Annotated in this window: 16 protein-coding genes; 2 read left to right on the top strand and 14 right to left on the bottom strand. The window is 77.6% G+C overall.

Annotated features, from left to right (window positions below; all coding sequences use genetic code 11):
* Positions 1-6 precede the first annotated feature (6 nt).
* From nudC to PHK61_RS05305, 6 genes are all read right to left on the bottom strand, one after another.
* A complete protein-coding gene (gene nudC / locus PHK61_RS05330; protein WP_274279923.1) occupies positions 7-1,107 on the bottom strand; it encodes an NAD(+) diphosphatase in 1,101 nt (366 codons plus the stop codon).
* Positions 1,104-2,498 carry a M16 family metallopeptidase gene (locus PHK61_RS05325; protein ID WP_274279922.1) on the bottom strand — a complete coding sequence of 465 codons (1,395 nt, stop codon included), beginning with the start codon at positions 2,496-2,498 and terminating at the stop codon, positions 1,104-1,106. The genes nudC and PHK61_RS05325 overlap by 4 nt, the downstream gene beginning before the upstream one ends.
* On the bottom strand, positions 2,495-3,805 hold the full coding sequence (locus PHK61_RS05320; protein ID WP_420791352.1) for a M16 family metallopeptidase: 1,311 nt from the start codon (positions 3,803-3,805) through the stop codon (positions 2,495-2,497). The genes PHK61_RS05325 and PHK61_RS05320 overlap by 4 nt, the downstream gene beginning before the upstream one ends.
* Positions 3,806-3,815: 10 nt before the next feature.
* Positions 3,816-4,565, bottom strand: coding sequence for a hypothetical protein (locus tag PHK61_RS05315; protein ID WP_274279921.1), 750 nt, complete (start codon positions 4,563-4,565; stop codon positions 3,816-3,818).
* Positions 4,566-4,876: 311 nt separating this feature from the next.
* A complete protein-coding gene (locus PHK61_RS05310; protein WP_274279920.1) occupies positions 4,877-6,274 on the bottom strand; it encodes a M20/M25/M40 family metallo-hydrolase in 1,398 nt (465 codons plus the stop codon).
* A 94-nt stretch (positions 6,275-6,368) separates the two neighbouring features.
* Complete coding sequence (locus PHK61_RS05305; protein WP_420791359.1) at positions 6,369-6,677, bottom strand: DoxX family protein; 309 nt, start codon at positions 6,675-6,677, stop codon at positions 6,369-6,371.
* Positions 6,678-6,947: 270 nt separating this feature from the next.
* On the opposite strand from PHK61_RS05305, the gene PHK61_RS05300 reads away from it, so the two are divergent.
* Positions 6,948-8,690, top strand: a complete 1,743-nt coding sequence (locus tag PHK61_RS05300; RefSeq protein WP_274280031.1) for a gamma-glutamyltransferase family protein — start codon at positions 6,948-6,950, stop codon at positions 8,688-8,690.
* A 30-nt stretch (positions 8,691-8,720) separates the two neighbouring features.
* Here PHK61_RS05300 and PHK61_RS05295 read toward each other — a convergent pair whose 3' ends face one another.
* The 3 genes from PHK61_RS05295 to PHK61_RS05285 are packed head-to-tail and all read right to left on the bottom strand — an operon-like array spanning position 8,721 to position 16,470.
* Positions 8,721-9,710 (bottom strand): pirin family protein, encoded by a 990-nt coding sequence (locus PHK61_RS05295; RefSeq protein ID WP_420791351.1) that lies wholly within the window; start codon positions 9,708-9,710, stop codon positions 8,721-8,723.
* Between the two features lie 20 nt (positions 9,711-9,730).
* Entirely contained in the window at positions 9,731-13,174 is a 3,444-nt protein-coding gene (locus PHK61_RS05290) for an ATP-dependent DNA helicase (protein WP_274279919.1), read from the bottom strand.
* Positions 13,171-16,470: an ATP-dependent helicase gene (locus tag PHK61_RS05285; RefSeq protein WP_274279918.1), complete on the bottom strand. Its 3,300-nt coding sequence runs from the start codon at positions 16,468-16,470 to the stop codon at positions 13,171-13,173. The genes PHK61_RS05290 and PHK61_RS05285 overlap by 4 nt, the downstream gene beginning before the upstream one ends.
* Before the next feature lie 299 nt (positions 16,471-16,769).
* Between PHK61_RS05285 and PHK61_RS05280 the strand changes: the two genes are divergently transcribed.
* Entirely contained in the window at positions 16,770-17,069 is a 300-nt protein-coding gene (locus PHK61_RS05280) for an MGMT family protein (RefSeq protein WP_274279917.1), read from the top strand.
* 111 nt (positions 17,070-17,180) lie between these two features.
* On the opposite strand, the gene PHK61_RS05275 is transcribed toward PHK61_RS05280, so the two are convergent.
* From PHK61_RS05275 to PHK61_RS05255, 5 genes are read right to left on the bottom strand one after another with little or no spacing between them, the layout of a single operon-like run.
* Positions 17,181-18,275 (bottom strand): MSMEG_0565 family glycosyltransferase, encoded by a 1,095-nt coding sequence (locus PHK61_RS05275; RefSeq protein ID WP_274279916.1) that lies wholly within the window; start codon positions 18,273-18,275, stop codon positions 17,181-17,183.
* A gap of 1 nt (position 18,276) precedes the next feature.
* Positions 18,277-19,101, bottom strand: a complete 825-nt coding sequence (locus PHK61_RS05270) for a carbon-nitrogen hydrolase family protein (RefSeq protein WP_274279915.1) — start codon at positions 19,099-19,101, stop codon at positions 18,277-18,279.
* Positions 19,102-19,109: 8 nt separating this feature from the next.
* On the bottom strand, positions 19,110-19,994 hold the full coding sequence (locus tag PHK61_RS05265; RefSeq protein ID WP_274279914.1) for a carbon-nitrogen hydrolase family protein: 885 nt from the start codon (positions 19,992-19,994) through the stop codon (positions 19,110-19,112).
* Positions 19,991-21,493 carry an MSMEG_0567/sll0787 family protein gene (locus tag PHK61_RS05260; RefSeq protein WP_274279913.1) on the bottom strand — a complete coding sequence of 501 codons (1,503 nt, stop codon included), beginning with the start codon at positions 21,491-21,493 and terminating at the stop codon, positions 19,991-19,993. Before PHK61_RS05260 ends, PHK61_RS05265 begins: the two co-directional genes overlap by 4 nt.
* Entirely contained in the window at positions 21,463-22,611 is a 1,149-nt protein-coding gene (locus PHK61_RS05255; RefSeq protein WP_274279912.1) for an MSMEG_0568 family radical SAM protein, read from the bottom strand. Before PHK61_RS05255 ends, PHK61_RS05260 begins: the two co-directional genes overlap by 31 nt.
* Positions 22,612-22,620: the final 9 nt, after the last annotated feature.

Raw genomic sequence — 22,620 nt, 5'->3', positions numbered from 1 at the left:
CGGACCTCAGCCCGCGGCCGCCCACGCCTCGAGCATCGCGCGGGCGATGGACACGCCGCCGGGCAGGATGAGCTCGCGCCCGCTGCCCGCCTCGAAGTTCGTGCCGCCGACGCCGGCCACGCCGTGTCGTCGCCCGTCCGACCCCGCGCCGTCGCGGTGCGACCAGGCGCCGGCGTCGAGGGCGGTCCGCAGCTCGGCGCGGGTCACCCAGCGGGCGTTCTCGATCTCGCCCTCCTGCAGCTTCAGCGGCTGGGAAGGGTCGGCGACGGCCGCGAACCCGATCATCAGCGACCGCGGGAACGGCCACGGCTGCGACCCGAGGTACGAGATCGTGTGGACGTCGACGCCGACCTCCTCGGCGCACTCGCGGGCCACGCACGCCTCGAGCGACTCGCCGGCCTCGACGAAGCCGGCGAGCACCGAGTAGCGGCCCGCGGGCCAGATCGGCTGGCGCGCGAGCAGCACCTGATCGGCGCCGTCGTGCACCAGGCAGATCATCGACGCGTCGGTGCGCGGGTACTCCTCGTGCCCGTGCGCGCGGCACAGCTGCGCCCAGCCCGCCTTGATCGCGTCCATCGCCGAGCCGTCGCGGGCGCAGAACCGGGCGCGGTCGTGCCAGTTCAGCAGCGACACCGCGGTGGTCAGCAGGCCGGCGCTGCGCGCGTCGAGGTCGGCCCCGGAGCTGCGCAGGTCGGTCCAGTTCCTGTGGTCCGGACTGCCGCCCGCGCGGGCCCACTGGTCGGCGGTCATGAACCCCGAGCCGGCGTCGTTCGCTTCCGCCTCGGCCGGGTCCGGGACGCGCACCGCCCAGAACGCGGTGCCGCGCTCCTCGCCGAGCAGGACCGCCCCAGCGGGGATGTCCCCGGGGATGTCACCGCCGAGGGCGTCGGTCGGCGCGAACGCCAGCGACAGCGTCCCGTCGGCCCCGCGGTCGACCGGCGTCCGGCCGTGCGGGTCGACGAGCACCACCCGCGCGTCGGGCCAGAGCGCGCGGGCGTGGTCGGGGTCGATGCGCAGCTGCTCGCGGCGGTCGACCGTCGAGCGCGACAGCGACGGGAGATCGTCGAGGTGGAACGCGGCGCGTAGGTCGGGACCCGCCGTGCTCACGGACCCACCTCCACCCCGCCGAGCGACCGCAGCCCGTCCGCGGTCCGGGCGGCGTCGGCGACGACGACCCCGGTGAACCGCGTCGGCGCGAAGAACTCCGCCGCCGCGGCCGCGACCTCGTCGACCGTGACGGCCTCGACGCGCGCGGGGTGCTCGCGGATCCAGCCGGCGGAGAGCCCGTGCGCGGCCAGCGAGGCGACGGTGGACGCGTAGCCCGCCTGGGTCGTCATCGAGATCAGCAGGGAGCCGACGAGGTAGCGCCGCGCCGACTCCACCTCGTCCGCCGAGGGCGGCACCACCGCGAGGCGCCCGAGCTCGTAGCGCGCCTCGAGCAGGGCGGGCGCGGTGACCTCGGAGGCGACGTCGGTCTCGACGAGCAGGGCGGCGCCGTGCGGGTCGAGCTCCAGGCTCGACGACGCGTGGTAGGTGTAGCCCTTGTCCTCGCGCAGGTTCTCCACCAGGCGCGACGAGAAGTAGCCGCCCAGCGACAGGTTGGCGAGCTGCAGCGCGGCGTAGCGCGGATCGGTGCGCCCCACCGCCGGCGCCGAGAGGCGCAGCTGCGACTGCACCGCGCCCGGGCGGTCGACCAGCAGCAGGTCGCGGGCGCTCAGCGCGGGCAGGGCGGGCAGCCCCGCCGCGTCCCCGCCGGTCCAGCCGGCGAGCGCCGTGTCGACCCGCCGGACCGCGTCGATCGGGTCGAGGTCGCCGACGAGGACGAGCACCGAGCCGCCCGGGCGCAGGGCCGCGGCCTGCAGGGCGCGCACCGCGTCGGCCGAGACGGCGGCGACCTCCTCCGGGCGCGGCATCTCCCGGGTCACCGGGTGGGTGCCGTAGCGCCGCTCCTGCAGCGCGCGGCGCGCGATGATCGAGGGCTGCGCGGAGGCCATCTCAATGCGCTCGACGAGCCGGTCGCGCTCACGGGACAGCTCGTCGGGGGGATGCGTGGCGTCCAGCAGGAGGTCGGCGAGCACCTCGAGCAGCGTGTCCAGGCCCTCGGCGAGCGCGTGCCCGGAGACCGCGAGGCGCTCGGGGTCGACCGCGAACCCGATCTCCCCGCCGACACCGGCCAGGTCGTCGTCGATGCCGACGCGGCTGCGGCGCCGCGTGCCGGACAGGATCGTCGTGGCGAGCAGCTCGGCGACCGCGGCGTGGTCGGAGCCCTGCCCGTCGGACCGGTCGGCCCCGAGGTCGGCGAACGGCACCCGCAGGCGCACCTCGACCATGGGGACCTCGGCGCGGCGTACGGCGATCACCCGCAGCCCGGAGTCGAGGACGGTGTCGACCTCGTCGGGGGCGGGCACGGCGCGCTGCGTGCGCAGGGGCGGCAGCGGGCGGGGTCCGACGGACGTGCTGCCGATCTCCTCGGCACTGCGCCGGGTGGGAGCGCTCATGCCGCACCCCCCGGCGTGACCGTGAGGACCGCGCGGGCGTCGGGGCGCAGCGCCCCGGCGGCCGCGGCGACGGCGGCGGGCGAGACGGCCGCGATCCGCGCGGGCAACTCGTCGGCGAGCTCGGCGCGGCCCTGGACCAGCTCGGCCGACCCGAGGGCGAGCATGCGGCTCATCAGGCGGTCGTGCTCCCGGTGCAGGGAGGAGGCCCACCGCGCGGTGACGCGGCGCAGCTCCTCGGGATCGGGGCCGTCGGCGGCGAGCGTGGCGAGCTCGTCGTCGACGGCGGCGATGACACGGTCCGGGTCGACCGAGGCCGGGTGCACCGCGGTGACGGTGAAGGTGTCGGGGTCGCGGGCGTCCAGCGGAGCGCCCATCAGCCCGCAGGAGGCCGAGACGTCGGTGACGAGCGCGTCGCCGTAGACGAGGCGCTGGGTCAGCCGGGCGGCCTCGCCGTCGGTGAGCAGGCTCGCGAGCACCGCGTGGGCGAGGTAGGCGTCGAGGTCGGCGTGCGGGTCGGGCAGGCGGTGCCCGAGCGCGAGGGCGGGCAGCGGGGCGTGCGCGTCGGTGACGTCCTCGCGCCGCACGCCGCCCGGCGGCGGCTCGGCGAAGCTCGGTCGCTCGGGGACCGCGCGGGCGGGGATGTCGCCGAAGTGCTTCTCGACCAGCGTGGCCGCCTCGTCGGGGTCGAGGTCGCCGACGACGGTCAGCACGGCGTTGCCCGGCGCGTAGTAGGCGTCGAAGAACGCGGCCGCGTCGTCGAGGTCGGCCTGCTCGAGGTCGGTGAAGTCGCCGTAGCCGTTGTGGGCGTTCGGGTAGGTGTCGTAGAGCACCGGCGGCAGCAGGATCCAGGGGAACCCGCCGTAGGGCCGGTTGAGCACGTTGAGGCGGATCTCCTCCTTGACCACGTCGACCTGGTTGCGCAGGTTCTCCGCGGTCAGGCGCGGGGCGCGCAGGCGGTCGGCCTCGAGGAAGAGCGCGCGCTCGAGCGCCGCGGACGGCAGGACCTCGAAGTAGTTCGTGTAGTCCTGGTGCGTCGAGCCGTTGAACACCCCGCCCGACGACTGCACGTGCCGGAAGTGGGCGAGCTTCTCCAGGCTCTCCGAGCCCTGGAACATGAGGTGCTCGAAGAGGTGCGCGAACCCAGTCCGCCCCTCGGGTTCGGAGCGGAAGCCGACGTCGACGTGGACGGCGACGCCCACCACGGGGGCCGCCGGGTCGGGCACGAGGAGCACCCGCAGCCCGTTGTCGAGCACGCGGCGGTGCAGCCCGCTGTCGGCCCGCTCCGGGGCGGTCACGCTGGAGGTCACACGGTCCAACCTAATCGCGGTGCGGACCGGCGGCCGGACGGCGCGGCCCGGCGGCCGTGCCGCGGCCGCGCGCACGCCCGCCGCGGGCGGGGGCGCCGGCGGTCCGGCGACGCCCGACGTCGAGCGCGGCGGGGCGTCCGGCGCGGGCGGAGCGGCCCGGGCGCGCGGCCGGGCGGTGGGTCGGGCGGCGGGCGGCGGGGCGCGGGGCGGCCGTCGTCGTCACGCCCCGGACGGGCCGGCGCGGGACGGCGGGCGCCGGGCGGCGGGAGCGCTCGCGCACGACGGCGACCAGCAGCGCGGCCATCCCGAGCCCCGCGACGCCGGTGAGCAGGATCGCGAGCCGGCCCGTCAGCGGGGACTCCGCGGGCTCGGGGGACGACAGGGCCGCGGACGACCCGGTGCCGAGCACCCGCGCCGGCGTGCCGTCGGCGGGCTCGGCGCCCACGAACGCCATCCGCACCTGCAGCCGGGTACCGGTCGGCGTGCCGCAGCCGTCGAGCGGCACGAGGCGCCGCCCGGCCGGGCCGTCGACCGCGACCGTGTCGTGCGGGTCCTCGCCGAGGCACGACGCGGTGGCGACGACCGTCGCCGGCCCGACCGTCTCCACGGCCGCCGGCGTGGCGTCGGCGCCGACGTCGGGCCCGCCGCTGCGGGCGCCGACCGGGAACGCGGCGAGGATCAGCCAGAGGGCGACGCCTGCCCCGATCGCGAGCGCCAGGAGCACACCGAGGACCGGACGCCGGCGCGACGACCGCGTCACCGGACGCCGGCCACCCCGCACCAGGTGGGAACGATCCAGATCCGCCTTCGCCGCAGTTCCCGTGAACGACACGGGCGGGATTCAAACACCCCGGACGGTCGCACGTTCGAGGTATCCAGCACACCCACGATCCGGCGTCTGCTACGGCGTTCCGGGCACGCGGCTCCACCGTGCGTCGCCGCCCCACCCGGTCCGGCGGCACCGGAGAGCGACGGCCCCGGGACCTTGAGACCGCCGAGCGGGTGATCCCGGGATCCGGCCCGACACGCGGGCCGGGACGTCACACGATCGACGGATCCGGCGGGGTGTCCTCACGTCACGCCGCGCTCGCCCAGCAGGCGCCACAGGTGGGCCGTGGCCTCGGCGCCGGCGAGCAGCAGCGGCAGGACGGCGCGCTCGTCGGGGGCGTGGATGCGGTCCGAGGGCAGCATGACGCCGAGGAACGCGAGCGGGGCGGCGAGCTCGGTGGACAGCAGGGCCTCGGGACCGCTGCCGCCCTCGCGCGCGGGCAGCACCTCGGTGCCCAGCGCGGCGCCCATGGCCTCGCGGATCGTCGTCACCAGGGTCGAGTCGACGTCGCAGATCAGCGGCGGCACGCCGGGCCCGCCCGCGATGACCTCGCCCTCGATGCCGGGCGGGGTGTGGGCGGCGACGAACGCGCGGACGCCGTCGAGCACGCGCGCCGGATCCTGGTCGGCGACCAGCCGGAAGGTCAGCTTGGCCGTCGCCGAGTGCGGGACGATCGTCTTGTGCCCGGGGCCGCCGTAGCCGCCGTGCAGGCCGTTGACCTCGGCGGTCGGGCGCGCCCAGAGCCGCTCGTAGGTGCTCCAGCCGGCCTCGCCCGCGGTGGCCCGGGCGCCCGCCGCGGACTGCGCGAGCCACGCGGGCTCGTCGAAGGGCAGCGCGGCCCAGGCGGCGCGCTCCTGCTCGGTGGGCAGGCGGACGTCGTCATAGAACCCGGGCACCTGCACCCGGCCCCGGTCGTCGTGCAGGGCCGCGACGAGGCGGGCGAGCTCGGTGACGGGGTTGGGCACGGCGCCGCCGAACTGGCCGGAGTGCAGGTCGACCGAGGCGCCCCGGAAGACGATCTCGGTGTCGACCATGCCGCGCATGCCGGTGCAGACGGTCGGCGCGTCCCGCCCGACCATCCCGGTGTCGGTGACGACGATCGCGTCGCAGGCCAGCGCGTCGCGGTGCGCGGCGAGCAGGGAGCCGAGGTGCGCCGAGCCGGACTCCTCCTCGCCCTCGGCGAGCAGCTTGAGGTGCACCGCCGGCCCGGCCGCGCCCGTCGCGGCGAGGTGGGCGGCGAGCCCGAGGCGGACCATCGCGAGGTGGCCCTTGTCGTCCGAGGCGCCGCGCCCGCGCAGCTCCTCGCCCACGACCTCCGGGTCGAACGGCTCGAACGACCACCCGTCGGCGAGGTCCGCGGGCTGGACGTCGTGGTGCCCGTAGACGAGCACGGTCGGGGCGCCCGGATCGGCGGCCGGCCACGACGCGAAGACGGCGGGCAGGGCGTCGGTGTCGTCCCACACCTCGACCTGCGGCCAGCCCTCGGCGCGCAACCGCTCGGTCAGCCACGCCGCCGAGCGCGCCACGTCGCCGTGGTGGCCGGGGTCGGCCGAGATCGACGGGATGCGCAGCCACTCCTGGAGATCGGCGACGAACGCATCGGCGCGGGCGGCGACGGCGGTGGATTCAGCGCTGGTCACTCTGCCGACGCTAGTCGGCAGCGCGGCCCGGCCCCGCGCACCACACCGCCCGGCCACCGCGTCGAGGCGGTGACCGGGCGGGACGTCGTCGCAGCTAGCGGGGGACGATCTCCCCGCGCCGCACCCAGGCCACGATCCCCAGCAGGACGCCCAGGATCACCGGCGTGTACCAGAAGCCCTCGGACAGGAAGAACAGCTGCGCGCCGGTGGCGCCGACCATGAGGGCCACGAGGCAGGCGGCGGCGAGCCCGGCGAGGCGGGGCACGAGCAGGCCGATGCCGCCGGCGACCTCGAGCACGCCGACGACGTAGCGCAGCCACTGCCCGGTCCCGAGGTCGGCGAAGATCTGCACGGCGTACGCCTCGCCGAACAGCTTGGGGGCGCCGGACCCGACGATGAACATCACCCCGAGCAGGATCTGCAGGGTCCAGAGCGCGACCGTGGCGGAGCGGGTGCGCGCGTGGGGGCGGTCGCGGTGGTCATCGGGTCCTCCTGGGCTCGGGGTGCTGCGGAGAAGTCTGGCCGACCTGTCGGTCCTATGTCAATACTTGTTGCTTGCTCTTCCGTACTATCGTTCCGCGGCGCGATCGGCTTCGCTGGCCCCGTGACGCCCGCAGGCTGGACACCCCCTCCGGAGTTCACGACACGACCGGTGCTCGAGGGCACCGTCGGGATGGCGGCGGCGACGCACTGGGCGGCCGCCGCGACCGCGATGGGCGTCCTGGAGCGCGGCGGCACCGCGTTCGACGCCGCCGTGGCCGGCGCGTTCGTCCTGCACGTCACCGAGCCCCACCTCAACGGGCCGGGCGGCGACCTCGCCGCGATCTTCGCGACCGCCGACGACCCGACCCCGCGGGTGCTCGACGGGCAGGGCCCGGCCCCGGCGGGCGCGTCCGCGGCCGCCTACCTCGCCGAGGGCCTGGACCGCGTGCCGGGCTCGGGCGCGCTGGCGGCCGCGATCCCGGGCGCGGTGGACGCCTGGTTCCTGCTGCTGCGCGACCACGGGACGTGGGAGGTCGGCGACGTCCTCGCGCCCGCGATCGGCTACGCCCGCGACGGTGTCCCCGCCGTCCCGCGCCTGGCGTCGACGATCGGCACCGTCGCCGGCCTCTTCCGCGAGCACTGGCCGACCTCGGCGGCGCTGTGGCTGCCCGGCGGGCGGGCGCCGCGGGCCGGCGACGTCGTCCGCAACCCGGAGTGGGCCGACACCCTCGACCGGCTCGTGGCGGCCGCGCAGGGCCCCGACCGGGAGGCCCGCGTCGACGCCGTGCGCACCGTGTGGGGCGAGGGGTTCGTCGCGCAGGCGGCGGCCGCGGCGTGCCGGACGCCGCACCGGCACTCCTCGGGCACCGACCACGCCGGCGTGCTGACCGTCGCCGACACCGCGGGCTACCGGGCCCGGGTGTGCGACGCGGTGGTCGGCGGGTTCCGCGGGCGGCGGATCGCGAAGACACCGGCCTGGGGCCAGGGCCCGGCGCTGCTCGCCGCGCTCGCGGTGCTCGACGGGTTCGACGACGCCGACCTCGACCCCGCCGGCGACCCGGGCGCGCACCTGGTCCTCGAGGCGGTCAAGCTCGCGCACGCCGACCGGGAGGCGTGGTTCGGCGAGTCGGCGGACCTCCTCGACGTCGCCGACCTCCTCGCCCCGGGCTACGTCGCCGAGCGCCGGGCCCTCATCGGCGACGTCGCCTCGCCCGACCTGCGCCCCGGGCGCCTCGGGGGCCGCGACCCGGTGCTGGCCGGGCTCGCGGTGGCCGGCGCGGGCGACGCCGCCGCCACCGCCGACGGCACCATCGGCGAGCCGACCGTCACCCTCGCCGGCGAGACGAAGGGCGACACCTGCCACCTCGACGTCGTCGACCGCGCCGGCAACATCGTCTCGGCGACCCCGTCCGGCGGCTGGCTGCAGTCGTCCCCGACGATCCCCGGGCTCGGGTTCGCGCTGGGCACCCGGCTGCAGATGACGTGGCTGCAGGAGGGCCTGCCCTCCACGCTCACGCCCGGGCGCAAGCCGCGCACCACGCTGACGCCGACCCTCGTGCTCGACGACGACGGGCCGGTCACCGCCCTCGGCACGCCCGGCGGCGACCAGCAGGACCAGTGGCAGCTGCTCTATCTGCTGCGCACGCTGGTCGGCGGCTACGACCCGCAGCAGGCGATCGACGCGCCCGCCCTGCACACGACGTCGTCGCCCAGCTCGTTCTGGCCGCGGGGACGCGTGCCGGCGGGCGCGGTGGTCGAGGACCGGCTGCCCGCCGCGGTCGTCGACGGGCTGGAGCGGCGCGGCCACCGGGTGACCCGCAGCGGGCCCTGGTCGCTGGGGCGGCTCTCGGCGGTCGGCATCGACCGGGCCCGCGGGCTGCGGTGGGCCGCGGCCAACCCGCGCGGGATGCAGGGCTACGCGGTGGGGCGATGATCTGTCGGGGCGCTGAGCTCGCGGCTCGGGTCACTCCGGGTTGCCGCGGGGGCGGAGCGTGGCCTGCGGCAGCGTCGGCGCCGGCAGGCGCGTGTCGGCGCCCGTCCGCCCGTCGCGGCCCACGTAGCCCTCGACCCCGCCGAAGCGCTCGCTGCCCGCCTCCCACGCGGCGCGGAACGCGACGATCTCGTCGTGGCTGCGGCCGACGAAGTTCCACCACATGACGATCTGCTCGCCGAAGGGCGGGCCGCCGAGCAGGACGAGGCGGGCGGGCCCGGCCCCGTTCGCGATCTCGAGCGTGGTCTGCCCGGGGCGCACGGAGCCGAGCTCGCCGGGCTCGAGCGGCTGCCCCTGCAACGACACCTGTCCCCGGTCGACGAGCAGGCCGTGCTCGAAGGTCGCGTCGACCGCGAGCACCACCCGCGTGCCGGGCTCGAGCAGGAGCTCCGCGCCGAGCAGCGGCGTCGCGGTGACGACCGGGGACGTCGACCCGGCCAGGGAGCCCAGGAACACGCGGGCGGTCGCGCCGTCGTCGAGGGTCACGGGCTCGGGGGCGTGGTGGGCGAAGTCCCGCGGCCCGTCGCGCGCCTCGTCGGGCAGGGCGACCCAGAGCTGGACCCCGTGCAGCACCGACGTCCCCGGCGTGCTGACCTCGGAGTGCGCGATGCCCCGCCCGGCGGTCATGAGGTTGAGCTCGCCGGGGCGCACGCGCGCGTGGACGCCGTGGCTGTCGCGGTGCTCGACCTCGCCGGTGAACAGCCAGCTCACCGTCGCGAGCCCGGTGTGCGGGTGCGGCGGGACGTCCATCCCGCCCGTCGCCGACGTGTCGTCGGGCCCGTAGTGGTCGACGAAGCACCAGGCGCCGATCAGCGACCTCTGGCGCTGCGGCAGCGTGCGGCGCACGGTCATCGCCCGCGGGCCGCCCAGCGGCACCGCCCGCGGGGTCAGGACCTCGACCGCCGACGTCGTGCCCCCCGGACCGCCGTGGACCTCGGGCGGCGCGATCTCGGTGTTGCTCACGTCCTCGATTCTGCGCCTGCTCAGCGCGGGTCGGGGTCCACGTCCGGGGGCGGGCCGTCGTCGCGGTCGGGGTCGGCGTCGGGGTCGTGGGGCGCGGCGGCCACCGGCGGCGGCTCCGGGTCGCCCTCGGGCGCACGTTCCTCCTCCGGCACGGCGGCCACGAGCGCGCGCAGGCCGTCGGCGTCGAGCAGGTCGGCCGGAGACCTCGTCTCGTCGAAGCGGACGTAGTGCAGCGCCGCCCGGACCCGCTCGATCGGGAGGCCCGACAGCGACGACCACGCCAGCCGGTAGGCCGCCAGCTGCACCGCGAGCGCCGGGAGGGCCTCGTCGCGCGGGAGCCCGCCGGTCTTCCAGTCGACGACGGTGGCGCCCCCGTCGGGGTCGGCGAACACCGCGTCGATGCGGCCGCGGACCAGGGTGCCGGCCACCTCGGTCTCGAACGGCACCTCGACCGCGACCGGCGTGCGGGTGGCCCATCGGCTGGCGGTGAAGCGCTCCCGCAGCTCCGCGGCGTCGGCGGCGCCGACCGGGTCGGCGGCGGCGTCGGCGTCCTCGTCGGCGGCGCCCGGGAGCTCGTCGAACTCGAGCAGCTCGGTGGCCGAGAACCAGCGCTCCAGCCAGGCGTGGAACTCGGTGCCGCGCCGCGCGCGGGGGTCGGGCGGGCGCGGCACGGGGCGGCGCAGGCGGCGGGCCAGCGCGCCAGGGTCGGCGGCGAGGTCGACGAGCTGGCTGACCGAGAGCTGCGGGGGCAGCAGCACGCGCGCGTGCCGGTCGCGGGCGGCGGCGCGCTCGGCGAGCAGGACCTCGATGTCGGCGGCCCAGCCCTCGGGGTCGTCCCCGCCCGGCTGCTGCGGCGCGCCGCGAGCCCGCGCGGCCCGGACCAGCGCCGCGCCCTCGTCCACCGCCGCGCGCCGGGAGCCCAGGGGGTCGATCGGCCACGCGGCCTCGTGCACGGCGTCGGCCATGGGGTTGGGGGCGCCTTCCTCGGGCGGCTCGGTCCAGACGTCGACGACCCCGCTGCGGCCGGTGGCGACCAGCTCCCCCACCTCGGTGAGGAAGTCGGACGGCCCGCGCGGCGTGTCGCCGGTCTCGCCCCACCAGTGCCCGGACACCAGCAGCGCGCGCTCCGAGCGGGTCAGCGCCACGTAGAACAGGCGCCGCTCCTCGACGAGGCGGCGGTCGTCGAACGCGCGCTCGTGGGCGTCGAGGCGCTCCTGGACCTCCTTGCGGTCGGCGGCGTCGTCGAGGTCGAGCTCGGGGAGGTCGGGCCGGTCGCCCCGCAGGTCGACGGGCAGCGAGGCCACCGACGTCAGCCAGGACCCGGACCGCTTGGCCGCCGGGAACACCTTGTCGACGACGTGCGGCAGCGCCACGAGCTCCCACTCGAGGCCCTTGGCGGCGTGCACCGTGAGCACCTGCACGCGGGTGCCGCCGGTGGCCGGGTCGGCAGCGGACACGGGGTCGACCTCGCCGGGCGTCAGGCCGTCCTCGGCGTCCTCGGCGGCGTCGAGGTAGGCCAGCAGCGCGGTGACCGTCGCCGTGCCGCCGGACGCCGCCGCGCCGGAGGAGAAGTCGGCGGCGACCTCGGCGAACGCGTCGAGGTGCGCCCGCCCGGTCGGGCCCGGGCGCGCCGCGGTCTCGACGTCGAGCAGCAGCACGCGCTCGACGTCGGCGACGAGGTCGACCAGCGGGGCGGTGACCCGGCGGCGCAGCATGCTCAGCTCGTGCGCGAGGTGGCGCAGGCGCTCGTACCCGGCCGCCGAGTAGCGCGCCGCCGGGCCCGGGTCGTCGAGCGCGTCGACCAGACCGGCGCGCTCGGCGTGCTCGCCGGGCAGGGCGGCGGCGATGGGGTCGGGGACCGCGTCGGTGACGGTGGCGGGGTGGTCGGCCGGCGCCGCCAGCTCGCGCGCCCGGCGCCACAGGGCGGCGAGGTCGGCGCCGCCGATGCGCCACCGCGCGCCCGTGAGCAGCCGGACCGCGGCGCCGCCGGCGAGCGGGTCGACCACCAGGCGCAGCGCCGACACGACGTCGCGGACCTCGGGCTCGTCGAGCAGCCCGCCCAGGCCGACCACCTCGACGGGCAGATCGCGGGCGCGCATCGCCGCGGCGAGCGCGGCTATGTCGGCGCGGCGGCGCACCAGCACCGCGGACGTCGGCGGCTCGGTGCCCGCGTCGGCGGCGGCGCGCCAGCGGTCGGCGATCGCGTCGGCGACCCAGGCGCGCTCGCCCTCGACGTCGGCGTGCAGCGCGACCCGCACGTCGCCCGCGGGCGCGCCGGGCCGGGGCCGCAGCTCGTCGACCGGCACGCCGGCGTGGCGCAGGGGCTCGGCGATCCCGTTGGCCAGCGCGAGGACCTCGGGCGGGTTGCGGAAGCTCGTGAGCAGGCCGTGGCGCGCCGCGGCGACCCACTCTCCGTGCTCGTCGGGGCGCGGGAAGTCGGTGACGAAGCGCGGGAGGTTGGCCGCGCTGGCCCCGCGCCACCCGTAGATCGACTGGAACGGGTCGCCGACGGCGGTGACCGTGGTGTCCTCCTCGCCCGCGAACAGCGAGCGCAGCAGGACGCGCTGGGCGTGCCCGGTGTCCTGGTACTCGTCGAGCAGCACCGCGCGGAACGCCGCGCGCTCGGCCTCACCGACCTCCTCGTGCCCCTCGGCGAGGCGCGCGGCGGCGGCCATCTGGTCGGCGAAGTCGAGGCAGCGCTCGGCGCGCTTGCGCTCGGCCAGCTCCTCGACCAGCGGCAGTAGCGCGGCGCGGAACCGCTGGGCGGAGACCTTGGTCGCGAGCGTCTGCGGCAGCGCCGCCTTCTGCCCCTTGGCCCGCGGCGCGTCCTCGACCGCGCGGGCGAAGCGTTCAGCGTGCCCGCGCAGGACCTCGGCGTCGGCGAGGTGCTCGCCCAGCTCGCCGGCCAGCGCCTGGACCAGCACGGTGACGGTGGCGGGGACCCAGTCGGTGTCGAGGTCGGCGGGCCAGGTCGACACGATGCGGTGGGCGAGCTGCCAGGACGCGGTGGGCGAGAGCAGGCGCGCGCCGGGGTCGACGGGCAGGCGCAGCCCGTGCTCGGTGAGCAGGCGGCCCGCGTAGGCGTGGTAGGTCGAGATCGTCGGCTCGCCGGCGCGGGCGGCGAGACGCCGGTCGCCGGAGGGGTCGAGCTCGTCGAGCAGCGTGGACGCGCCGAGCACGCGCAGGCGGCGCCGCACCCGGTCGGCGAGCTGCCCGGCCGCCTTGCGCGTGAAGGTCAGGCCCAGCACCTGCTCGGGGCGCACCAGGCCGTTGGCCACCAGCCACACCACGCGCGCGGCCATCGTCTCGGTCTTGCCGGACCCGGCGCCGGCGGTGACCAGCGCGGGCTCCCACCGCGCGCCGATCACGGCGGCCTGCTCCTCGGTGGGCCGGCGCAGGCCGAGGCGTTCGGCGAGCTCGACGGGGTCGATGAGCTCGGTGGTCGGGGGCGCCGTGAGCGTCACGGGACCTGCCTCCCCGAGACGTGCACCGGGCAGGCGGTGCGCACCGGGCAGCGCGGGCAGGCGTCGTTCTCGCGACCGACGAAGCGCGGGCCCTCGGTGGCGCGGGCGGCGGCGCCGACGGCCTCGCGCCACTGCTCGAGGCCCTCGTCGTCGAGCGGCTCCTGCGCGCGCTCCTTGGCCGCCGTGCCGGCGCGGGACAGGTACACCAGCCGCGCGCCGCCCGGGGTGGTCCGCGCGGCGGTGCGGTCGGGGCCGGCGAGGGTCTCGGCGAACGCCCCGAGCGCGGTGGCGAGCTGGTAGACCGCGAGCTGGGGGTGGGCCTGCGCGTCGGCCTTGGAGATCGGGGTCTTGGCGGTCTTCACGTCGATGATCACCGGGCGCCCGTGGGCGTCGATCTCGAGGCGGTCGACCCGCCCGCGCACCCGGACGCCGTCGGCCACGTCGACCTCGAGCGCGCGCTCCACCGCCGCCTCGGTGAGCTGGGCGCGCGTCTGCTCCCGCCAGGTCAGGAAGCTCGCGAGCATCCGGCGGGTGTTGGCGAGCTCGCGGCGCGAGAACCACGGGGCGCCCGCGTCGACCGACGCCCACGCCACGTCGAGCGCCTCGGCGAGCTCGCGGGCCTCGGCGCCCTCGGCGGCGCGCTGGACCAGCGCGTGGACGAGCGAGCCGGTGACCGAGGCGAGCGAGTCGGTGTCGTCGCCGCCGTGGGTCTGCAGCGCCCAGCGCAGCGGGCAGGTCAGGATCGTCTCGACCGCGCTCGGGCTGACCGCGACCGGGCCGGGCGGGCGCAACGGGGCGTCGGTGGACGGGGCGAGCAGGCCGTACCACTCGTCGGGGTCGGCCCCCGGGACGCCCGCGTCCGCGAGGCGCGCGAGGCCCGCCGCCGCCCGCTCGCGCTGCGCCGGGGCGGCGTGGGGGTCGGTGACGGCGCGGCGCAGCTCGCCGACCAGCTCGGCGAGCACCAGCGCGCGCCCGGGCCGGCTGCGCGACCGGGTGGCGTCGGCGGGGTCGTCGGTGACCGGCCCGCCGTCGACGTCGTCGAGGAAGCGCGAGGGCGTGACCTCCTCGGCCTCCACGGCGCTGACGTGCACCGCGCGCCGCGCCCGCGACAGCGCGACCGCGAACAGCCGGCGCTCCTCGGCGAGCAGCGGGGCCTGCGTCGAGACCGCCGGGTCGTCGGGGACACCGGCCTGCACGTCGACCAGCCGCTCGACCCCGAGCAGCGTGCCGCGGCGCCGCAGGTCGGGCCACGTGCCCTCCTGCACGTCCGGGACGACCACCACGTCCCACTCGCGCCCGCGCGCCGCGTGGGCGGTGAGCAGCGCGACGGCCTCGCCGTCGGGGGCGCGGGGGGCGAGGGTGTCGGCGCGGATGCGCTGGTCGTCGGCCTGGGCGACGAAGCCGGCGACGGTGCCGCCGGGCAGGTCCTCGACGAACCGGGCGGCGCGCTCGACGAGGGCGACGACGGCGTCGAGGTCGCGGTCGGCCTGCGCGCCGGTGACCCCGCCGCGCTCGCTGGCCGCGACCCAGCGCCGCTGCAGGCCGCTGCGGTCCCACACCGCCCAGAGCACGTCGGGCACCGAGGCGCCGTCGTCGATGGCCTGCGCGGCCGCCGAGAGGAGGTCGCCGACCCGGCCCAGCGGCGCGGCCTCGGACGGGCTGAGCAGCGCGAGGGGGTTCCTCTCCCGGTGCACGTGGTCGAGCAGGGCGTCGACGATGAGCGCGTCGCTCGGGGTGTCGGCCGCGCCGCCGCCCGCCTCGTGGCGGCGCAGCAGCCCGCGGCGCAGGCGGCGCACGGCCAGCGGGTCGGCCCCGCCCAGCGGGGAGGCGAGCAGGGTGAGCGCGGTGTCGGCGTCGAGCCGCTGCGGGTCGGCCGCGCAGCGCAGGACCGTGAGCAGCGGGGCGACCGCGGGCAGCGCGGCGAGCGGGGTGTCGTCGGCGGGCACGGCCAGCGGCACGCCGGCCGCGAGCAGGGCGCGGCGCAGCGGCGCGAGGGACAGCGACACGCTGCGGACGAGCACGGCCATGCGCGACCAGGGCACGCCGTCGGTGAGGTGCGCGCGGCGCAGACGGTCGGCGACAGCCGCCGCCTGGCGCCCGACGGTGGCGTAGACGTCGACGGTGACGCGGCCCGGGTCGCCGGCCTCGTCGCCGTCGTCGCCGTCGCCGCCCTCGTCGCCGTCGTCGCCGTCGTCGCTCTCGTGCTGCGGCGCGCGGCGGGTGCGGCCCGGGCCGGCGCCCGGCAGGTTGGCGACGACGCGGGCGACGGCGTCGCGCAGCGCGGGGCGGCTGCGGTGGTCGGTGGGCAGCACGACGGTGGCGAGGCCGCCGGGGTCGGCGTCGCGCAGCAGGGCCGGGTCGGCGCCGCGGAAGCCGAGCACCGAGGAGTCGGGGTCGCCGGCCAGCACCCAGTCGTCGGCGGCGGCGCCCAGCGCGCGGGCGAGCTGGATCTGCTGGGGGTCCATGTCCTGGACGTCGTCGACCACGAGGTGGCGCACCGCGGCGCGCTCGGCCTCGAGCAGGTCGGGGTCGGTGACGAAGGCGTCGAGGACGGCGGCGACCAGCTCCGCGGCGTCGAGCGGGGGCGCGCTGGCCAGCGGGTTGGCGGACCCCGCCGCGGCGCGCAGCAGCGTGACCTCCTCGTACGTGCGGTAGAAGCGCCCGGCGGCGATCCAGGCGGGCACGCCGTGGCGCTTGCCGAGGTCGGCGAGCTCCCGGGGCCCGAGGCCGCGCTCGGCGGCGCGCAGCAGGAGATCGCGCACCTCGCCGGCGAACGCGGGCGCCTCGAGGGCGGGGCGCATCCGCAGCGGCCAGCCGGAGGGGACCCCGGCGCCCGCGACCTCGCCGGCGAGCAGCTCGCGCACCATCGCGTCCTGCTGGGCGCCCGGGAGCAGGCGGGGCGGGGCCTCGCCGCGGCGCTCGGCGTGGCGGCGCAGGACGGCGAACGCGTACGAGTGGACGCTGCGCACCAGGGGTTCGGCGGCGGCGCGGGCGCGGTGCTCGCCGTCGTCGAGGGCTCGCCGTCGCGCCGCGATCCGCTCGCGCAGGGCGGCCGCCGCCCGCCGGTCGCCGACGAGCACGAGCGGGCGCGCGTCGGGCTCGGCGTGGAGCAGGCGCGCCACCCGCTCGGCGAGCAGCGTCGTCTTGCCCGTCCCGGGCCCGCCGAGCACGCGCAGGAAGCCCGCGTCGTGCTCGAGCACCCGCCGTGCGGCATCGTCGAGCACCAGCTCGCCCGGCACCCACGCCGCGGCGCGGCGCAGCTCGGGAGCGCGGTCGGCGCTCGGCGTGGCGGTCACGGCGTTCACTCCACCACGTCCCCCCGACACTCCCGGCGCGCAGGGCTCCCGACGCACCGGGCCGGTGCGAGCGATGCGGCATCGCTGGCGTCTCACGCCAGGATCGCCACATCCTCGCCGGCGCGACACGCCGGGGAGCTCGCCGCACGGGGTCTGTCGGCATGGGGCCACCGGCGGCACGCAGCGACGCGGAGCTGACGCGCCGGAGACGGAGCACTGACGTCCCACGTCAGGAAAGGCACCACGATCACGGCGGTCCGGCTCCCGCTCCGGGGTCCGCGCGTGCTGGACTCAGCGGTGTGGACGAGGCCCGGCACGAGCGGATCCGCGCGGCGGTCGCGGCGATCCCTGAGGGTCGGGTGGCGACCTACGGCGACGTCGCGGCCGAGGTGGGCGAGGCATCGGCGCGGCTGGTCGGCCGCGTCCTGAGCGAGGACGGCTCGGACCTGCCGTGGCACCGCGTCCTGCGCGCCAACGGGTCCAGCGCGCCGCAGATCCTCGACGAGCAGCACGCCCGCCTGCGTGCCGAGGGTGTCGAGATCCGCGACGGACGCGTCGTGCTCGCGAACCACCGCGTCGCGAGCGGGTGGATCACCTGACGCCCGACGCCAGCATGGCTGCACGCGGACACATCTCCGGCGTGTCGCGCGGCGAGGATGTGGCGATCCTGGCGCGAGACGCCAGCGATGCCGCATCGCTCGTACCGGGCCTCAGCTCTTCGGACCACCGCGGCGGTACAGAGCCAGGTGCGCGTCGGCCGTCGCGTCCCAGGTGTGTGCCGCCGCGAGCGCGCGGCCCACGGTCGCGTGGGCCGGGTCGACGTCGGAGCCCGCGAGCACGTCGCCGATCTCGCGCGCGAAGCCCTCGGGCGCGTCGGCGAACCGCGCCGCCCCCGCGAACACCTCGCGCAGCACCGGCAGGTCCCGCGTCACCAGCGGGACCCCGGCGGCGAGCGCCTCCATCGCCGCGAGCCCGAAGCCCTCCTGCGTCGACGGGAACGCGAACACCGCCGCGCCCGCCACCAGCCCCGGGAGCTCCTCGTGGGCCACCGGCCCGAGCACCACCGGCTCCACGCCCAGCTCCGCGGCGCGCGCGAACACCTCGGCGCGGTAGGGCCGGTGGTCGAACAGGGTGTCCCCGCCCGCGATCACCAGCGGCACCCCCGGCACCAGGCCCATCGCCGACACCAGATCCAGCGTCCCCTTGCGCGGCTCGATCCCGCCGACGGCGAGCACGTAGCGCCCGTACCGCGCGCGCCACGGCTCCCCCGCGCCCGACGCCGCGGCGCCGGCGAACCGCGAGGACTCCACCCCGTTCCCGATCACCGCCGCCCGGCGCCCCCACCCCGCGAGGACCTCCCCCGCGACCGCCCGGGACACGCACACCAGCGCCGCCGGCTCCGCGATCGCGCGCTCGTGGCACGCCGCGAGCTCGGGCGTGGTGAAGCGGTCGAGGTGGTGCACGGTCCGCCACAGCGAGCCGTAGCCACGGGCGCGCCCCACCGCGTTCGCCGTGAGGCAGTCCTGCGCGTGCACGACGTCGTACGCCTCGTCGAACGCGGAACCCAGCAGCGCGATCGACCGCAGGATCCGCTCCCCCACGCTCTCGCCCTCGACCTCCGCCACCGGCACCAGCCGCACGTCCACCTCGGGGGCCACCGGCCGGAAGAACCCCGTGTCGCCCCCGCGCGCGAGCGCCCATACCGTCACGTCGTGTCCCGCCCGCGCGAACGCCTCGGCCAGCGCGAGCGTGTGCACCACGCCCCCGCGCGGCTTCGTCGAGTACGTCAGCAGGGCGATGCGCACGTCAGTTCCCGTACGTCGACGGCCGGCGCTCGGACAGGTGGTGCAGCACCGACCGCGCCGCGCCGACGATGCCGGGCAGATCGACCTCGGCGACCGCCAGGCCGCCCTTCGACCACGTCCGCGCCAGGATCTCCCCGCCCGGACCGACGATCTTGGCGCGGCCGAGGAAGTGCAGCGCCCCGTGCCGCCCGCTCTGGTTCGACGACAGCCAGACCACCTGGTTCTCCGCCGCCCGCGCCTGGTCGTAGAGGTCGAACAACCGCGCCTGGCGGTCCTGCGCCATCCGCGGCGCGCGGTTCGTCAGCGACGTCGGCCACGCCGAGAGGCACGCGATGACCTCGGCGCCGTCGACCGCGAGCGTCCGGGCCGCCTCCGGGAACGTCTTGTCGTGGTCGATGAGCAGGCCCATCCGCCCGAGCGGGGTGTCGAACGCGGCGAACCCGTCGCCGGGGTGGAACAGCGGCGCCACCCCGGCCGGGATGTGCACCTTGCGGTGCCGGCCGAGGATCCCGTCGCCCGACAGGCACACCGCCGCGTCGTAGCGCCGCCCGCCGGCACCCCGCTCGCTGTAGCCGAGGCAGACCACCATCTCGCCCGCGATGTCGATCACCGACCGCACCTCGTCGCCGTTGGGCTCGAGCAGCGGCGGGAGGCACTCCTCGTCGGGGTGGCGCAGGTCGGTCAGGTACCCGCCCAGCGCCCCGTCGGGCAGCGCGAGCAGCGCGACCCCGGCGTCCCGGGCGTGCGAGACGATCATCTTGACGCGATCGAGGTCGAACCCGACGTCGCGGGTGAAGTGGGCCGCGGCAGCGGCGAGGCGGACCACCCGCGGGCCTAGCCGGCCCGCGCCGGGACGAGGGGTGCGGACGGCCGCGCGTAGGACCGCGGGCGGCGGTCGCGCAGGTGCCCCATGAAGCGCCGCGCCGCGTCCACCGCGTCGTCGACGTCGACCGACGCGACGGCCAGGCCGGCCTGGGTGCCCGTGGTGTCCAGCACCTCCCCGCCCGGGTCGACGATCTTGGCGCTGGCGACCAGCCGCATGTCGCCGAACGTCCCGGCCTGGTTCGCCGACACCCAGACGATCTGGTTCTCCAGCGCCCGCGCGCGGTCGAAGAGGTCGAAGCGGCGGGTCCAGCGGTCGTCGGCGAGCACCGGCGACGGGTCGGTGCGCGCCGCCGGCCACGCCGACATGCACACCACGACCCGCGCCCCGTCGACGGCGAGCGCCCGCGCCGCCTCGGGGAACGCCTTGTCGTAGCAGATCATCATGCCGAGCAGGCCGACCGGCGTGTCGAACGCGGCGAAGCGGTCGCCCGCGGCGTACGATGAGTGCTCGTTCAGCGGCTGGTGGACCTTGCGGTGGTGCCCGAGCACGCCGTCGCCGGTGACCGCGACGCAGCTGTTGTACGGACGCCCGCCCGACGCGGCGTCGCCGCGCTCGCAGAAGCCCGCCGTGACGACGGTGTCGCCGGCCAGCGCGATCAGCCGCCGCACCTCGGGGCCGTCGACCTCCAGCTGGGGCGGGACATCGGCGGGTTCTCCGGTGGCCGGGTCGTCGTGCAGCGACGACAGGTAGCCGCCGAGCGCGGCCTCGGGCAGCGCGAGCAGGTCGGCGCCGGCCGCGCGCGCCCGCCCGAGCAGCGCCGAGATCGTCGCGAACCCCTCGTCCAGGTCGCGGCCGAAGCCCGCGGCGGCGGCCGCGAACGTCCTGACGGTCATGGGAGTGTCCCTCCGGTCGTTGCCGCACCCAGCCCGGTGACGCCGCCCGCGACGGCCCCGGTCAGCTCGCCGTCGGGCCAGCGCAGGGCCACCCCGGCGCCCGGGATCAGCTCCCCGCACACGGCGCTCGTCGCCGGGCCCGCCGCCGGGGCCGGCGCTCCCGGCGCGTCGGCGGTGAGCAGCGCGAAGCCGGGGAAGCAGGTCAGCCAGTCGGCGACGGTGGTCCCGCCCGGGCGCGGCACGGCGGCGACGTCGAGCACCGCACCGGTCCCGGACGCCTCGGCGAGCATCCCGAGCGTGCCGACCACCCCGGCCATCGACACGTCCTTCGCCGCCGCGGGCCGGTGAGCGGCGTCGGGGCCGATCGCCGCGACCATCGCCCGCAGCTCGGCGGGAGTGCGCGTCGACGTCGAGTCCCACTGCCGGCCCGTGTAGCCGGGACGCCAGGTGCCGTGCAGGTCGGCGGTGAGGCGCACGGCCATGCCGGGCCGTCCGCCCGCGGCGGCGACGGGCCTCGCGGTGCGGCCCAGCGCGGTGACGGAGAGCGAGGCGGGCACTTCGAGCTGGGTGTGCCCGCCGATCACCGGCACCCCGTAGGCGTCGGCGGCGGCGCGCAGGCCGGTCAGGACGCGGTGGGCGAACGAGGCGTCGCGCGCGCCGACGGCGTCGAGCAGGGCGGTCGGCGCCGCGCCCATGGCGGCGAGGTCATTGACGTTGACCAGCACCCCGCACCACCCGGCCCACTCCGGGTCGCGCTCCACCATCGCGGGCAGGATCGCGTCGCAGGCCGCGACGACGTCGCTCCCGGGGACGGGGCAGCCGTCGTCCCCGACGTGCCGGCCCGAGCCGGCCAGGCCCGCGACGAGCTCGCCGAGCGGGGCCTTCGTCGCCGCGACGAGCTCGGCGAAGCGCCCGACCGGCCACCGCATGCGCACGTGCGGGCGGCCCTCCACGTGGGTGTCGCCGAGGCGCTGCCAGCCGAGCCGGCGGAAGAGCGTCTCGTTGGCGGTCTGCACGTCCGCCTCGAAGCGCAGCACCCCGGCGGCCTCGGCGCGGGCGCACGCGGCCCGGACGAGGGCGGCGCCGACGCGCAGGCCCGTCCGGCGGCGCGCGGACGGAGCGACGACCAGGCGGCTGCCCGTCCACCACCCGAGGTCCGGGCGGGACACGTCCGGGTCGACGGGCGCGAGGCGCACCCCGCCGAGCACCGCACCGGCGCCGTCACGGGCGACGAGCACGACGGCGCGGGGATCGCGGTCGTGCTCGTCGAGGTCGCCGGCGGCGTCCGCGCGGAACAGGCCCTGCTCATCGACGAACACCGCGCGGCGCAGGGCGCGGTGGGCGACGACGTCGGGGTGGCGCGCGTCCCTCGCGGGTGCCTCGGCGACGGTGACGTCGCGGGACGGGCGGCGCGCGCGTCCGCCGAGGAGCTCGTCGGCCGCGCCGAGATCGAGGATCGACACGATGCTCAGCCCCCCGCCGCGGACAGCGCCGAGCACGCGCCGCACGCCGCGCAGCCGGCGGCCTGGTCGGCGCCGCGCATGCCCGCGGCCTGCAGGACCTTCGCGACGCGCGCGGTGACCTCGGCGAGCAGCTCGGGGTCGGGCGCGGGGTCGCCGTCGGCGAACGCGAGCGTGCCGGGGATCGGGCGGTAGGGGACGACGAAGGGGTAGACGCCGCGGTCGACGAGCTCGGCGGCGCCCGCGACGAGCTCGTCGGGGTCCTCGCCGAGGCCGACGATGAGGTAGGTCGACACGGCGTTCGGGCCGAACAGGCGCACGCTCTCGTCCCAGGCCAGCCGGTACTGGCCCAGCGGGACCGTGGCCTTGCCCGGCATCCAGCGGGCGCGCACGGCGTCGTCGAGCGACTCGACGTGGATGCCGACGGCGTCGGCCCCGGCGTCCTTGAGCACCTGCAGCGCCGCCAGGTCGGACGGGGCGGGCGGTTCGCACTGCACCTGGATCGGCAGCGAGGGCACCGCGGCCTTGATCGCGCGCACGCAGCGGGCGAGGTGGCGGGCGCCGCGGTCGCGGCCGTTGCTCGTCCCGGTGGTCAGCACCATCTGCGTGACGCCGTCGAGGCGGACCGCCGCCGCGGCGACCTCGGCGAGCTGGTCGGGGGTCTTCACGGCGACCGTGGTGCCGCTGTCGACCGACTGCTCGATGGCGCAGAAGCGGCAGCGGTCCTGCTCGCCGTAGCGGACGCAGGTCTGGACGACGGTCGTCGCGAGGACGTCGTCGCCGTGCAGGCGCGCGATCTTCTCGTAGGGGACGCCGTCGGCGGTGGTGAGGTCGTAGAACGCGGGCCGGGCGACGGTGTCGACGGCGACGCCGAGGTCGGTGACACCGCCGTCGGGGCCGGTGCGGACGAGCCGGCCGTCGCGCAGGCGGTACGGGCTCGCGGGGTTGATCGGGATCGTCGTCTTCAGCCCGTCGACGAGCACGTGGCCGTCCGCGGACGGGCCCGCGCCCCCGGGACGGTGCAGGGGGATGGACACGCCGAGGTCGACGGTCCCGGTGTCCTCGGGGAGGTCGAGCGCGACGCCGCGGACGGCCACGGCGGAGCGGGCGGCCAACGGGGAAGGAACGGGCAGCCCGAGATCGTGCGGGGACGACACTGACGGACC

The sequence above is a fragment of the Actinomycetospora lutea genome (assembly GCF_028737205.1).
Taxonomy (GTDB): Bacteria; Actinomycetota; Actinomycetes; order Mycobacteriales; family Pseudonocardiaceae; genus Actinomycetospora; species Actinomycetospora lutea.
This window is presented reverse-complemented; position numbering and strand designations above follow the sequence as displayed.

Bases quoted from the DNA above. Each gene is read 5' to 3' on its own strand.
- PHK61_RS05300 (WP_274280031.1), top strand. From the start codon at position 6,948: ATGGCGGCGGCGACGCACTGGGCGGCCGCCGCGACCGCGATGGGCGTC.
- PHK61_RS05265 (WP_274279914.1), bottom strand. From the start codon at position 19,994: ATGACCGTCAGGACGTTCGCGGCCGCCGCCGCGGGCTTCGGCCGCGAC.
- PHK61_RS05325 (WP_274279922.1), bottom strand. From the start codon at position 2,498: ATGAGCGCTCCCACCCGGCGCAGTGCCGAGGAGATCGGCAGCACGTCC.
- PHK61_RS05305 (WP_420791359.1), bottom strand. From the start codon at position 6,677: ATGTTCATCGTCGGGTCCGGCGCCCCCAAGCTGTTCGGCGAGGCGTAC.